Consider the following 17144-nt stretch of genomic DNA (forward strand, 5'->3'; position numbering starts at 1 on the left):
ATGAGCATCGAGATTCCGTCCGGCCTGCAATGGCTGTCGTATCTTGCCGGTGCGTCGTGGCCGAAGGGTGACGAGGACAAGCTCTTCGCGCTGAATCAGGACTGGGCCGATGCCGCCGAGGCGTTGAAAGCGATCATCGAGCCCCTGCGTACCGCGACCGACACCGCGAAGCAGAACTACAGCGGCAGTGGCGCCGACGAGATGGCCGCCCAATTCGAGCAATTCTTCTCCGGGGACAACTCGGTGGAGAAGATGGTGCAGGGACTCGAAGAAATCGCGGATTCGGTGTTCGACTGCGGGAAGCAGACCGAGTACGCAAAGTTGCAGATCATCATCACCCTGGCGATCATGGCCGCCGAGATCGCATACGCGCTGGCCACCCTGTGGGGGGCGTGGGCGGTGCCGGCCATCGAGGCCGCAGGCGCGGGGATCATGCGCATGATCGCCGCGAAGCTGGCCGGGGCGCTGGCCGCGCGGGCACAGAAGCTGGCCGCGATGCCGCTGTGGAAGTTGACCGGGATCGAGGTGCTCCAGCAAGGCGCGATCGGGTTCGGTGCCGATGCGCTGGCGCAAGGGATCATGCTGGGCGAGGGGCACAGCAAGGGTTTCGACCTCAAGCAGGCGGCCATCATGGGCGCCGTGGGCGGGGTCTCGGGTGGTGTGGCCACGCCGATCGGTCATTTCGGTGGCAAGTATCTGGGGGGCTGGGTCGCCAACCATGGTGGATTGAACTGGTGGAAGGCCGGTTTGGTCGCGATCGGGGCCGGTATCCCCGCGGGTCTTGTCGGTGCGGGAGCGGGCATCGTGGCCTACGGCGCGCTGACCGGCGAGTGGGATGTGGACGGTATCCCCGCGGCGATGCTCGGTGGTATCGGTGGTGGTGTCGTCGGTGGCGTGCACGGGGTGATGGGGCACTATCAAGGCCAGTTCTTCGCGGCCGCGGAGCTCGGCGGCGGCAATCATGTGTCGCCCTCCTTCGGCGGGAACGAGAGGCCACCGTCTTACAGTGACGGGAGCTCGCCGCCGCCCCGCGGCGGCGACGGGGGCTCCGACGTCGTCGGTGGCTTCAACGACGTCAAGGCCGTCCACCCGACCGCGTTCGGCAATACCGACAACGCGCCGCCGGTCAGTGGCAATTCGTCACGCGCACAGGGTAATGGCGGCAACCCGCCGCCCGCCGCGAGCGAGACCTCACGTAACGGCAACCGCAACGGGAACAACGGCGCGAACCGCAACGGCGGCAACGGCGGCAACAGCAGTGTCCGCAACAGCGACAACGGCAGTATCCGCAACAGCGGCAATGTCACCGACAACACCCGCAACGGCGGGAACAACAACGGGAACACCTCGAACAATGGTTCCCACAACGGCAACAACGGCAACAACGGCAACAACGGGAACAACGGGAGTATCCGCAACGGCGACAACAACAATGGGAACGCCCGCAACGGCGGCAGCGTCAGCGACAACAACAGCAACGGCAACACGCCCAACGGCAGCAACGGTAACGTCACGCCCACCGGAAGCAATCGCAACGACTTTCCGAACGGCAATAACGACGGCCCCGCCGCCCATGTCGACCCCGGCAGCCGAAACCCTAACGGCGACCACAGCACCAACCTCGTAGCGAACAACAGGACGGACAACGGACCGCAAGGCGAGGTCCCCACCCGCAACGGCTCCTCCGACGAAACCCAGCTCAACGCCCGGCCCCCCGAGAACGCTCCGGCTTCGCAGTCGCCACCACCCCGCGAATCCGTCGAACCGCGCGCAGACGGAAACCCGAGCACCAGTCTCTCGGGTACCGGCGAGCGCAACGGTCCCCCGCAGAACAACCCTCTGACCCAGCACTCGGACCGCACCGCGAACCCGCCGGCCGCCCAGGCCCGCCCTGCGGACATCCCTCGCGGCACGGACACCCCTGTCCGACCACCGATCTCGTCGGGCCTCGACGGTTCGTCGACGCGACCGACCCAACCACCGGGTGTCTATTCCTCGGTCCCGAAGGCCGCGGACACCGCCAACCCGAGCAACCCGATTCGCAGCGGCATCCAGGACCAGCCGGGCCCCGCATCGGCTGCTGGCAGTAAGAGCTCCTTGCGACCTCAGGTCACCGGCAACGGAACCGATCAGCTGCGCGCCACCCCCGGCGCCGAATCCGTCGACCGAAATCCTCTGCGCGCCAGGGTCGAAAGCGTCCCCGACCAATCGCTGACCCCCTCCGAGACGAACCGGACCGTCACGACGCCTCCGGACCCACAGAGCCACGGTCCGTTCCGCAGTCCCGACGAGTCCGACGTGCGATCCGACTCGTCCGAGGACGCATCGGGCAGCAGCACCGCGCTGCGCCCCGCCGCCGACCAGAATCAGGACCCCTCGCGCACCAGAACCGAAGGCGACAATCGGCCGCCGCGCACCGAGACGACCCCCGACAACCGGGCCGATAATCCGAACCTTCGGTCCCGCAACGAAAAAGACGACGAGAAGAAGGGGCTGGACGGCAGCGGCTCGCGCCGTGGCATCGAGGACGAAAACGGCCCGCGCGCAGGTAAATCCAGCGACGATCCACAGTCGCGAATCGCCGCTGACCGCCGCGATCCGAACCAACGCGCGGCCGAAGACGCCGCCGAACAGCCGCCGAGGGCGGACCGGGACGACGAATTCCCCGACACCACCCGCAAGCGGCGCTTCATCGACGCCGTCACCGGTGAGCACCTCGTCAACGACTGCGGACGACAAGTGTTGCGGCGCTTGGCTTCTGACTTCCCGGACAATTACCGAATCGTTCCACCAAGGGAGCCGGTCGGCCCGCGCGGTATGGAAGCACTCGACTTCGAGACCCGCTCCACCGGGGTACTCCAGCATTTCCCCGACCACGAGGCCGTCGCCGAGTCGCTACGCGAACTGGGCGCAGGGTCGAAGGCGGCGGTCGTCGAAACCTACCGTGGCCCTGCCGGTCGCGATGTCGGCGCACATGCCGTCACGCTGACCGTCCGCGACGATGTCCCTTGGGTCTGGGATCCTGCGACCGGCCGTGAAACCCCGCTTGCATTCCACAATCGCGGCGACGTGAGCACCGTGACCGCCGTGCTCTACAACGCGGACGGCTTCGCCTCCTTCGATAACACCTACGGCCTCGACGGTGTCCGAACCACCGGCAACGTCCGCATCGGCTCGTCCACCGAAAAGGACCCGCCGCACCTTCCCGGAGCTTCGCCACGTGACGAGCCCGCCCCGCCGGACGTCCTGCCCACCGCGAACGGTCGCGGGTTCGACGGTCCACCGAGTCGACGCTGGGACGAGGTCACCGAACTCGGCGCTCGGCCACAGGAAATGACAAAGGCCGCGTTCGGCAAGAGTGCCAGTGACACACACGGTCTCGTAGTCCTCGGCGACGGGTCCGGCCCCAGGTACGTCTGGTCCAGATCCGGTGGACTGACCGATGCCGAGGGACGAGCGGTGCCGAGGTCGATGACCATGGACTCGCTGCTCTCGGACTCGAGAATCACCGATATCCGGGTTCCCGGCACCTCCGATCGGGCGACAACGAGTCGACCGAGCCCGGATGATCACCAGTCCCACAACGACATCCCAGCCGAATCCAAGACGCCGAAGCACGACGCTGAGGTGTATCAACGCCTGGTCACCGCGCAGGAAGGTGCCGAGCAGCACCAGCAGCAGGTGAAGCAGACCATCGAACGCTCCGGCGGCAGCGTCGACGAGGCCAGGCGGGCACTCGAAACGGCCGAGACCACCGGCGACGACTCGCGCATCGCCGAGGCGCGGTCGGTCTACGAACAGGCGGCCGACGATCATCGGCAGACAGTCGAGACGGCCGTGGACCGGCTCATGTCCGATGCCGAGACGGCGGGCACGGACACCTGGAAAGCGTTCCAGGACGGGCGGATCGGCCAGGACGAGGCCTTCCCACTGATGCGAAGGCAGCGGGTGTCTGCCGCGAAGTCGGCGGCCGAGGCACTTTTGGAGCACTACGACATCCAGGCGGGAAAGGACCGGTCCGGTCCGCTGGCGCGGATGAGCGGCGAGGAGTTGGAGCAGCAAATCCTCACCGGGTCGGACAAGGATTCCCGCGCGGCGCAGATCGAGCTGATTCGCCGGGGTACCGGCGGCGAGATCGGCGGTCCCGGCGGCAAGGTGCTGCGCTGGACCCAGCTCACCTCCGAGATCCTGATGCGCCACGGCCCGGTCGAAATGGATACCGGCGAGGGCAAGGAACTGACCGGCATTTCACTGGCGACGCGCACCGTGCTGGACAACGGCATCGCCCACGTGATGACCAGCAGCGATCCGCTCGTGGTCCATATGCAGCACGAATTCGAGAGTCTTGTCGCTGGCGAGCACGGCCTCGGCATCGACGTGTACCACCTGGATTCGGATCAGCCGTTCCCGCAGCGGGAAGACGGTCGCAAAATGATCGTCCTCGGCACCGCCCAGGATTACGGATTCCGCGCGGTCAAAGAGGCGCAGGCGATGGTCGACAAACTGAAGAAGAACGGGATGTCGACCGAGGAACTCACGCAGCTGCGCGCGGATCTGGAGCAGGCGCCCTCGATGCGCGAGTACAAGCAACTGCTCGACGCAGCGGCCGAAAGCCGGGGGCTGGACGACCGTTTCGAGCCGTTCCCCGGCGGGGGCCTGATCATCGACGAGATCGACGCCCAGCTCATCGATGAGCAGACGCACTACGTCCTGTCGCCGGGGAAGTCCGGTCCGGCCGACGAGGCGTTCTCACATCGCGTCCAGCAGATCTGGAGCACCCTGCAGGAGGCCGAGGACCGCGGCGTGCTCGGTCCGGCGGACTTCGGAAAGGATCCCGACAAGCGCGGAATCTTCGACTCGAGGTTGACCCCCGAGGGCCGAGACAAGCTGGCGAACATGCTGGAAACGGACCACATCAGCGACTCGGACGCCGAAGAATACGCGCACGCGGCACAGGCGCAGTGGGGGCCGGAGCGCAATTCCGACTACCACGTCAGCGACGACGGCAAGATCAAGATCATCTCCTCGCAGACCAACGATCAGGTCATGGACGATCCGGAAAAACAGAGCTCGAGCCGGTGGAACGGATTCGCCAAATACCTGGAGGCCAGCAACAGCCTGTCCATCACGGCGGATTCGGAGCATTCGCTGAGCATCACCGGAAAGCAGATCTTCAGCGGCGGCCATTTCGATCACATCACCGGAATGTCTGGCACCCTGCTCACCCCATCGGAGGGCAACCCCCGTGGCGTCGAGGACACGATGCATGCGGAGTACGGAACGGGGCCGATCGCCCACGTGGACCGATTCTTCAAGTCGCAGCTCGAAACCCCGGACGCACGGCATTTCACCTCCGGCGAAGAGAAGTTCGATGCCATGGCCAACGACATCCTCGACACCGCGTTCGTACGGGATTCGGAGACCGGGCAATGGGAGCAGAAGGGTTCGCCGCAGTTGGCCATCGCCATGGACAACGCCGATGTCGCCCGCCTGTCCGACGCGCTCGACAACGCCGCGGCCGGGCGGGGGTTGGAGGTGAAATTCGACAAACTCGATGTCGCATGGGTCGATTCGCATGGAAGTAAGGATCGGGCGAACGACGAAATGCAGAAGATCATCGCGAACGGCGGTGAGATGGGCCGGATCATTCTCGGCAACAAGATGATGGGCAGGGGCGTGGACATCACCCCGTCCAAGGAGGCCATCGAGAACGGCGGTCTGAAGGTCAAGATCAGTGGTGGCCCTGCCTATTCGGAGCGGGTGAACCATCAGGCCGAGACCCGCGCCGCACGCAGCGGCAACCCGAACGGGGACTGGGAGACCGGCGGCACTCCCGGCGAGGCCGTGCACTACGTCTCGCCGGAGGACTATCGCAGCACCGCACCCAACGCGCGGGTCAAGACATTCATCACGCGTTACGAAGACGCGGCGAACGAGCATCGGGAAGCCGCCGAGGCGCACCGGAACGATCGAAGCGAGGACACCGAGGCGAATCTGGAACAGACCAGGGCCGCGCTGAATACGGCGGAGAACGACCTGCGCGACTTCGCTACGCCCATGCAGAAGGCCGCGGTCGAACAGCAACTGCTGGATTCGCGTCGTACCGAGTCGGACCCGGCTCGCGCACCCCCGAGCGAGGACGGCGCCGACACGCAGCGGCCCGTCGTTCCACCACCGAGACCACCCTCGGACTTGGCCGACGATTCGGACACCGACACCATCACCCCCGCGCGTCCGGCCCCGAACACTGACGGCAGTAGCATAATTCGGACGGACCCGCCGCCGGCGACCCAGCAGACCCCCCCACCCATCGAGCGCCCTGGTACCGACCAGCCGGGGTCGCGGCCGTTCGTATTCCAGCCGCGACAAAGCCTCCCGGCGATCCAAACCACGCTCGATGACCCGGAGTTCGAATCATCCGACTCCCCTTCGGGCCAGAGCAACAGCCCGCGCTCGGACGTGGCGCCCGACCTCGGCTCCGACAGCGGCCGAACCGGCGCCACCCCGCCGCCCATCTTCCGCTCGGAGGATTCGCCAGCGACGAACAGCAGGCCGCACTCCGAACACTTACCCTCGAATCCGCTTGCCACCCAACATTTCAACCCGATCCAGCCCGGACAGACCGAGGCTGGCCCTTCGACTTCGGCGCGATACCAGTACGACACCCCGACGTTCGACGGCTCGACGCCGCCACCCGCGAAGCAGCCACCTCAGCAAACTCGGCAAGCCGAAACAGCGCGCGAATTCCCCGCGACGTTGGCGCCGTACGAACGGCAGAGGTCGGGATCCGCGATCGGGCGGATCTTCCAGGGGCTGAACCGCCCGGTGCAGAGCGTCATGGTCGACGGCGAACGTATCTCCGTGCGGAAGGAGCAGTGGCATGACAACAGGCTCATGACCAATCCCTACCTACAACTGACCGAAGAGTCGAACGAACGCAACCTCTGGGTCCGCCCCGAAGCCCGCATAGCGACGATGCCGGGCCATACGGTGGGCCGGTTCGGCGGTTGGCTTTCGATGCATTGGCTGCTGCGCGAAACCCAGGGCCAGGGCGAATTCAGCTACACGACACTGTCATCCAGGCAGCGCCAAGCGGCGATCAACGTAATCGCCGGTCTGCGCGCGGGCAGCCAGGACCAGACCTGGGCCCAGTGGATCCGCTGGGCGGAACTGAGCTTGGGCGAGGGCAATGTCCGCCACGAAACAATGCCCTCGACGTTTCAGCCGACGCGTGATATACCGGCCGACGCACGAGTGTGGATGCTGAGTTCCGATGGTTCCCAATCGTTGGCGGTGGAACGCATCGGCAACAGCGGAGAGTTCCGTCTCTACGAGCCCGACACCGGTCGATTCGAGCAGGTGGACTTCTCGGTACTGGACATTGTGGTGCGCGGCCACAACATCTCCGATCTGGTGATCGCCGAGAACGGAGACCGCCCCTCGGGACCGGTCGAAACCCCGATGGCCGAGGCCGTGGCCGGCGCGCGCGAACAGCTACCGACCTACGGCGAGACGGGCGAACGCGTGCCCGAATACCCGCCGCTGCCGGATGTGCCCGAATACACCATCCCGCAGGACCCCGCCGCATTGTGGGGCGGAGTCAATTGCGCCGTCGTAGCGCTGCGACAGCTGTCCGTGTTCACCGGACGCACACAGCCGCAGGTTCCCGGATCACTCGCAGGTATCACCGGGATGCCCGCGGACATGTTGGCGGACAAGGCGGGCGCACCGCTGCGACAGTTCCGCGACCACAACGACATCGCCGAGCAACTCACCACACTCGGACCCGGTGCGGTCGCCATGGTGGCCGACGAATACCGGAATTACACCGACACCAACGGCATTGGCGCACACGCGTATCTGCTGCGCGTGGACGAGGACGGTTCTGTCACGGTCCACGATTCGTCCGACCCCGATACCAGGGTCTTCCCGCCGCACATCCCACGCGAACTAGCGGGAACCCACGCCGTGCTCTACGACGCCGAGGGCACGCCGGCACTCGTCGTCCCGGCCCAACCAGGTGACCTACCCGCGAACACCAGGATCGGTGCACCACCGACCCCGGCCACCTCCGGTGGACTCGACGCGACAATGCCGATCGCGCAGGACGCGACCTCGCCGCACACGGTGGTCCAGCCAACGGGCGACGACAATCACCACACCCAGCAGCCGACGGGCCGGGAACTGACGGACGGTGAAGAACGGTTGCTGTTCGAACTCAGCACCGAGAGAATGGTCGTCGAGAATGTCATCGACGAGACGCGCGCCGACGCCGCCGACGCCGCCATGGAATTCGCGAAACGTGTAAGACCGGATCTGTACGACGATCTCGTCACCGCGGCGGAAGTACTCCGCACCACCCCCGCACTCGCCGTGCGGTGGCAGAGCGACGTCGACCGCGACAGCAACGACGACGTCGACATACGAGAGTTCGCCAAAGAAACGAAACTGTGGACGATCCAAGACGAACGAAAACAAGAACTCGGATTCAACGACTTCGACCGCCCATCGGAAGAAACCAAAAGAGAGATCGAGGAAGCCGCTCGCGCTGCGTTCCCCGAAATCGGAGAACTCACCCAGAAACAACAGGAAGCACTACACGAATACGCGCACATCTGGGACGATTTCCACGCTGCGGAGACACAGCCGGACGGAACAAAACTCGCCAGGAAATATTGGCCAGAACTACGGAACCATCACGACGGACCAGTACACCCCATCGGACACCTCGACCACCGAGGCATACGAGTATTCGATTCCCAAAAAGAAGGCACAAACTACGGTGAGGCCCTACTCAACCGCTGGGGCAAACTGGACAAATTACAATCAAGCGCAGTACTCGCATACTCCCACTCGAGCGTCTACAACAGTCTGCTACGGGCCGGTAGAGACCACTACCAAACAACTCTCGACAACCAACACAAGAACCAACAGCGCCATGAACTACTGACAAAACTACTAGCACACAACGACGACGATTCGGATTCGGATTCCGACGCGGATGCGGATCTGTTCTTCTCATTCCTCCGAGAAGACCCCTCACTCGAGAAACTCCGACCCTATTACGACCGAGGGGAATCCGCGCTTTACACGTTGATCCAAGATCCGGTTCGCGCGCAGGATACCTGGCTTGCACTCGGCGCCATTTTCGAAAAAGAAAACCCGAGCCAGGCCCTGGAAACGATCAACCGTGACGCCGATTACTACACGAAAAACGTGCTGTTCCATTTCGACCACCACTACGGCACGACACCGAGCGCCGACGTCGTCGAGCACGGGATCGAACAACTCGACCAGGTAACCGGGCAACCGCTACCGAACACCGAACCGATCCAGGTCGTGCGCGGCGTGCACACCGTCGATTTCATGCGCGCCCGAGACGGAGAGCCCCTGGGAAACCGCGACCCTCGGCTACTCGAAGGCACCGTGCAACGCGAGCCCGGCTACATGTCCACCTCGATCAGACCCGACATGATCGTCATCCACGGCGAACCCTTCGAATACAAAATGAAGTTCGTCGTCCCACCCGCCACCAACGCCTTCTGGCTCGGACCCAACGCCGGCTTCGAAGGCGAACTCCTCCTCACCAGCAATACCCCCTACCGCATCACCACCGTCACCGTCGACGACACCACCGGCGAAACCACCCTCAACGCGGAAATCCTCCCCCCCACCCACGACCAAACCACACCAGGTGCAGAACACGTTCCCCGAGCCACGGCGGGCCCCTCCACCCAGCCGACTCACGACATCACACCCCAACCACCCACCACCAGCAGCGCGACCACCGACCCGCAACGCCCGGCCTCCCACACCGACGGCAGCGCGCCCCTGGAGGGCCAACAAAACACCACCACGCTCACCCAGCCCCGCCCCGAATTCACCCCACCCACACTCCTACAACCAGGCCACGGCACACCGACAACCGCGATCACACGCCAAACCCCCGACCATGACGGATCACACACCCACCCCGCCGCACTCACCACCACCGATCACCCAACCCACACAGACACACCGCACACCGACAACAGCAGCGCGCAGCGACTAGCCGAAATACTGACCCGCGCAGAACAACCCACCCACACCCCCGACACCGCAATGCAGAACAGGGTCAACTGCGCCGTCGCAGCCCTGCAACAACTGTCGGTGTTCACTGGACGCCCACGCCCTCAAGTACCCGAATCACTCGCCGGAATCAACGGCATCCCCGCAAATGCGTTGGCCGACAACGCGGGCGCGCCGCTGCGCCAGTTCCGCGACCACCATGACGTCGCTACGCAACTGACCGCGCTCGGGCCGGGTGCGGTCGCCCTGGTAGCGGACGACTACCGGAACTACACCGACGCCAACGGCGTCGGCGCACACGCATATCTGCTCCGCGTCGGCGAAGACAACACCCTCACCGTCCACGATCCCTCCGACCCCGAAACCCGAGTCTTCCCACCGCGAGTCCCCCGCGAGCTGGCGGGAACACACGCGGTGCTCTACGACGCCGAGGGCGCACCGGCACTCCTCGTGCCCACGAGCTCTGACGAACTGCCCGCGACGACCAGGATCGGCAATCGTCCGCTGAGTGACCCGGTCAAAAACTTCGGTGCCCATCGGCGCGGAGCCGAGGACCTGATCCATGTCATGCCGATTCCGCAGCCAACGATCGAATGGCTACGCGGTCACCTCGTCCACGCAGTGGAGACCAGGGCGGGCAAATCCGAGGCGGAGCAATGGGTTCAGGAAGTCCGCGCGGCCGCTCCGGCGGCGACCGTCGCCGACTTCCACGAGGCGATGGACACCTTGGGGGTCGAGCAGGAATTCAAGGACGAAGTCGACCGGATCATTTCCCCCGGCCTGATCACCGCGGGGGTCGATCGCGCACGTCAGGCAGTCGGCCTCGGTAGCAACCGCGAGGGCGCCCCGGACGCGGAATTCCGCGCCGCCGTCGAACGGAAGCTGACCTCCCGACTGACCACCGCGGAGATCTACCGCCTACTCAGCGAATCGGGCATGCCCCTGAGCGTGGATTACAAAGGAAAGCCGTATCCGGTGTTCCTTCGCCTGAAACTGCGTGCGCGCGAGAATTCGCGGCCGAGCGAGAGCCCCGCGGTGAGCACCCAGCGGTGGACCTACGGCTTCTCCGAGTTCAGCGACTCCTCGGGCAGCCACGACATGCGCTCGGCGGGACTGTCCTACACCCACCTGTGGGAGGTACTCAGCCGCAAGTTCCTCAGCTGGGGCCTGACACCGCAGTTCCACGCCACCCACAACGAATTGTCCACGGGCGCATCGATCTTCTCGACCATCCAGTCGGTCATCAAGAAGCGCAGCACCCAGCCCGAGGCCGTACCGCACGACTACGAGATGCAGTGGGAGATGCGGCTCAACGACGACGGTATAGCCGGCGTGCTGTCGCCGGACCTGCCGACGGCCGAGGGCTGGATGCCCATTACTCAGCCGGCACCCGACGACCTGGTGGCCTGGTTCCCGAAATACCTGGATGAAAGTACGGGAATCCCGGAGGTCGATCCGGCGAAAAGCGCCACCATCCCGCCGCCCTTCCATCGACCCATGAAGGAAGTGGCGTCCGGCACCGCGCAGCACACTGACACCGAAGGCGAGGGCTCCACCAGCACGGAGCCGCGATTCGTCGAGGACAAGGACACCATCTCCATCGAGCAGTTCCCCTTCTACGGACCGCTCGATTTCCCACATCACGACCGGCTCTTCGCCGATGTGATGGCGTCGTTCCCGGATCAGATCAAGCGCGTGTCCCACAGCTCGGCGAGCGCGCTGCGTGAGTTCTTCGGCGACAACTTCCGCGGCAACATCCCGATGATGCACGGCGGCTCGGCACAGTCCTCGACCCTGTACACCGCCTCCGGCACCCCGCTCGGGTACTTCGACGTGGAGATCGCCGACTTCCACGGCGGGCAAACCCTCACCGGGCCGACCACAACACCGAAAGCCACCCGGCTGGAATACAACGTGCTGCGGGCGCTGCGCACGCAGGCCAAGTCGGTGATCTCCAACGCGCTGGGCGCCTCCCTTTCGCTGTCGTTCGGCCTCGGCAAAGGCAGGAAAACCGAGAACGCCAGATACGCGGGAATCGGAGCGAACCTCAGGCCCATCGAAGTCGGCGCCCGACATGAGAACAGTCATTCACTGACCTACGGCGGCAGGGCGTACACCTCGCGCGCGCTGCGCCTGGTGTATGCCCTGCTGCATACGACACCCGAGATGGAGATTCGGGTCACATTCGTCCAGCCCGACGGTCCTGTCATCCAACCGAAGCCCGGCACGCCGCTGGCTCCGGCCCAAGCGAACACCGAGAACACCCCGAACCCCGCGAACCCCGAAAGCACCCCGAACGACGGGCAGCCGGGGAAGCGCTACCCGATCAACATGCTGGTGCCGTCGATGGAGGCCCTCGGTCACCGGCCGAGGGACACCGAACCCCGGTACCTACCCGGCGACCTGCTGCACTTGCAACAGCTCGGATTGCTGACCACCCCGCTCCAGGTCAAGATGCCGGGGGAAGTCTTCGACGGGATCGGAACGTTCCTGTCCGACAAGGGCTTCCTGGCACCCGACAGCGAGAAGTCGAACATCCTCGAGCAGGATTCCACCAAGAACCAGCGCCTGGACAACGCACGCAAGCTGTCGCAAATCCAGGCAAGGATGACCCGCCTAGGGACGGCGGACGAGATGCTCCAGGGTGGCGCCCGCACCGTGTTCGAGAAGTCCACGGGGGTCGACACCGAGCGCATCACCGTCACCATCAAGGCCGCACGCGATTACGCGACCGACGACGGGCGCTACGACCCGGAGAGCGATCCGAACCAGGGCGTCACGCACGACTGGACGACGCATTACGTCCAAACGATGAACTACACCGGCATCACGCTGTCGAGCGGGGAGCAGTCCGAAAATACGCCGTTCGCATGGGATCTCGGCGCCAGCGCCGTCGTGAGCAACCTGTTCGACAGCGAGGAAAGCGCGGGCCTGTTCAGCCTCGGCGGCTCCTACGAGCGTACCGGCGGCACTTCGAAGACCGTCCAGAGCGACCACAACCACTCCGAAGAGAACTACACCTTCAGCGTGGGGCCCAATGACGAAGATCCCGGCCTCCAGATCTTCGGCATACCCACCCGCTACTACGTGGAGATCGCCTACAGTCACGGCTCCGGCCCGGCCCCGATCGAGGGTAAGGGCAGCTACCACCTGGCCGTGCCGACGTACCTGACCACCAAAACCCCCAATTCCGAGCGCATGGTCGAACCGAGTATCCGGGACGATCACGATTCCAAGGGCGCGCTACCCGACGAGTTCACCGAACGCCTCGGCCTCGCCGCGAAAACCTCGATCGAAGACGGTGTCGGCAGGCTCCCGCTGTCCGCCGTCATCGCGGGCCACTCGGTCGGCGAGGTACTCCAGGAGGCCACGCTCGGTCTCATCGGCGATATCGAGCGCGATGCCGCGACCGAGGCCAGGGAACTGCCGGAGGGGAGCATCCCCGGCGAGTTCCCGCACATTCCGAACGACACCCTCCCGTTCCATCGGCAAGAGGTCGAAGAGCAGGACGCTGCTTCGGGATGGCGCCTCGGCGCATTGCTGCCGAACACGAACCCCTTCCGCACGGCGATCGATTCGTGGTTCCGGTCGGGCACCCCACCGACGGAGGAACACGAACTCTCCGTCCGCGACCCATCCGACACGAACGATCCGGCGACCACGGTCGCCACGCGCACGGCGACCACGGCTACCGAGACCGAACCGACCGACCTCACCGAGGTCGACATCACCGACATCCCCCGGCACGAGGAATCGTCGGCTGTGCCGCCCGCGACGACACCCGACGACCTACCGAAGCCGCCCGGCGCCTGGCGCGAAGAAGACGACGTACTCTCGACCGACGACGGCCCGACAGTGTCCTGGTCGGACGTCGGCAACTGGACATGGGGCAAGGTCGCGGGGGCCGGAAAGTGGATTTGGCGCAACGCTTTCGGCGATCCGGTGCTGCACCCCACGTCCTCGGTCCGATCGACCGTGCACACCGCGCTTTCGCCGCATCACACGACCTCCTTCGCGCCGCTGATCTTCCGCGACTCCTACAAGTTCGAGAGTGAGATCCCCGGCGGCGTGGCCGGAACGGATTACAGCGTCGACATCCGCGGCTACCTCGACAACATCAAGCCGCTCGCACCGGTTTCGGTCGACACCGAGCACTGGCTGGAGGGCACCAACACCACCGCACGCACCGTGACCGTCGAACGCGGCAATCAGGGTGGCGTCACCGGCCAGGGCACCACCCTGCTCGGGACCTTCGGCAAGGAGTCCGACCACAGCATCCGGCCCAGCGGCGGCTGGCAAGGCCACGACTCCACCAGCAAGCACGTCACCGCCGCAGACGGCACCGACACCATGCGGGTCACCTCTGATTACGGCGGCGACACGTATCGATTCGTCGCGGACGGACACTATGCGATCACCGTCAAAGTCGGCCTGCGCAATTACCTCACCGGCCTCCTCAACGGCAAGCCCTACGGCACCCGCACCCGCATCGTCGACGCACCCCAGCGGCTCGAGTTCTTGCTGACCGACAACGACTTGCGAAACAACCCCGAGTTCGTGCAGCTTCTCCGGCAGGACGCCAAGGCACGCGGCGAGAAGCTGATCATGGACGGGCGGGATACGGCACTGGAGAAGGCCGACGGCTCGTGGGCCACGCCTGAGCCTCGCCTGCTCCCCGACGCGTACGTTGGTAAACGCACCGACGATCCCGACACGGCCAAGGGCCTGCTGTCCTTCGGCGCGGTCACCGAGGTCATCTTCGACGACGGTCGAGGTGCCCTGGAGAACACCGCGACGAATCTGGTGGAGAAGCTTTCGCCCGGCGCGACGATCGTCGGCTCGACCAACTACCACCCCGGTGTCGCGCCGCTGATCAACGAGCACACCACCAGTTTCGGCGTGCGCAACCTCGCCAACGCGGGGTCCGAGGGCAATCACTCGTTCCACTTCGTCGACCGGACCGGATTCGTCCCTCGCCTGGTCGGCGTCACGTTCACCTCCCGTCCGCAGCGGGACGAGGACATGCCCGACGGTCAGACCCTGGCCACGTTGGAAGGTCGGCAGGTCCCCACCACCGCCGCGCTGGACAACGTTCACCGGCACATCCGCCCCGACGGCAACGCCCTGCTCGAACCCGGCGCGACGAGCGTCGGCACCAGCCGCGCCAAAGGCAATCAGCTCAGCTTCACCATGGGTGCCCAGGAGAACCGCCATCGCCCCTCCGGCACCCTCGCCGTCGGGCGGACCGGTGAGCACAGCGAGGTCCAGAACTCCACCCGCGACCTGAGCGCATGGCAGCGCAGCAACGCCCGCCAGTACCAATTCGATGTCCCCACCGAGTACAGCGTCACGGTCGACTGGCGGCCGATGACCGAGACAATGTCGGCCTATCTCGTCGACAAGGCAGGCGACGCCCTGATCATGGGCGGGCAGTGGATGGGCGTCACCCAGGGGTTGCCGCTCGAGGAGTTGCCGCCCCCCGGCAAGTCCGAATCCGACACCGTGAAGGCTACTTCCCATGTGCGCCTCCATGTTTCGGATACCAAGCCGATTCCGAAGGCCGGGGATGCCACGGCGACCGAGGTCCCGCGCACCATGCCGCAGATCTTCGGATTCGATCCGTCCGCGCGCGAGCTGCGTCCCGCGCGGATCCGCGATACCGGCCGGGAGGCGAGCGACGTCGACCTGGAAGCGAACACCCACATCGAGTCGGCCGACGATGTGCCCTCGGACGTGCGCGAGCTGCTGTCGGTAGACCCCTGGGTACCCAAGAACCCCTTCGACATCCGCGAATTCGCCTCCTCGCAGCAACTCGCCGACGCGCTGCTCGCCGTCGATCCCTCGCTGGAGACCAACGACAACACCCGCTCGGCCGAGGCCATGTACAACCGCCTGGTCACGCTCGCCGCGAGCGGCCGGCTGACTTACCTGGGGCCCGAGTCGACCGCGCCGTTCCTCAATGTCGAACCGTCCGACACCGTGCCAACCCCACAGCAGCACGCCGAGAACGTCACGATCAACGGCACCAACATCAAGGTCAGTTTGTACTCGCCGCGCTCCGAGGACGCCAACAAAGACATCGCCATCGACCGCTTCGAATTCTCCAACGACAGCATGAGTTCCACGGAGAGCAAGAGCACGACGGTCGCCCCGACTTTCTCCTACAGTGGCCCGTTCGACTCGGAAGGCAACGATCGCTTGGGCTTCACCGGTCTGCCCATCGGCGGCCAGACCGAGAACAAGGGCGGAAGCGGCGGCATCGGCAGCGTCCGACGCAACCTCTGGCGCACCAACGTGCCGACCGACGGGCACCGCCTGCGCACGGTCGCCCTGATCGAGGTCCGAGGGCCGAAGGGGACCGTGTGGGTCACCGGTGACATGGTCCTGCGCACCACCGAGACGCCGCCGGAGAGTGCGAACGTCGCGAAACCCGCGGTGCCGCCGAAGGAGCAGACGCCGAAGGAAACCGAGCCGGAGCCGAAGAAGACCGAGCCCGAGGACTCGGACAAAGACGCCGAAGCCAAAGCCAAGGCTGCGGCCGACGCGAAGGCGAAGGCGGACGAGGACGCCAAGGCTGCGGCCGACGCCAAGACCAAGGCGGAGGCAGCCGCCAAAGCCGCCGAAGCCAAGACCGACGCACAGGACAAAGCCGACGCCGAGGCACGGGAGCGAGCCGCCACGGCCGAGGCCGAGGAAAAAGCCAAGGCGGCCAAAGAGAAAGCCGATGCCGAGGCTGCTGCCCGTACGAAGGCGGCGGCCCAAGCAAAGGCCCAAGAAGAGGTCCCGAACACCGGCAAGGGGGTGGAGTCCAATACGCCTCCGTCGGCGGACGGAGTGCGTTCTCGCGGTGCGCGATCGAGCACGGTGGGACAAATCACCGCACCGACGGGCCATGTGTGGGAGTCGATGCCCGCGGATGGGGACTGCTTCTTCTACACCCTCGAACGCGTGATCTACCACGACGGTCCACCCACCACCAGAGCACAGCTCGACCAACGGATCCGGGGCCTGCGCGCGGACGTTGCCCAACAGCTACGCGCCGATTCCGACAACTACTTCGGTGCCTTCCAGGCTGT

At 65.4% G+C, this 17144-nt stretch carries 1 protein-coding gene (running past one end of the window); it reads left to right on the forward strand.

What is annotated here, in order from left to right:
- Positions 1-17144, forward strand: the start of a protein-coding gene (locus tag ABEA50_RS23525; protein ID WP_345497965.1) for an ADP-ribosyltransferase. 30742 nt of this gene lie beyond the right edge of the window; only the first 17144 of its 47886 coding nucleotides appear in the window; its start codon is at positions 1-3; its stop codon lies beyond the right edge, outside the window.

The organism is Nocardia callitridis, from assembly GCF_039543305.1.
Classification (GTDB): domain Bacteria; phylum Actinomycetota; class Actinomycetes; order Mycobacteriales; family Mycobacteriaceae; genus Nocardia; species Nocardia callitridis.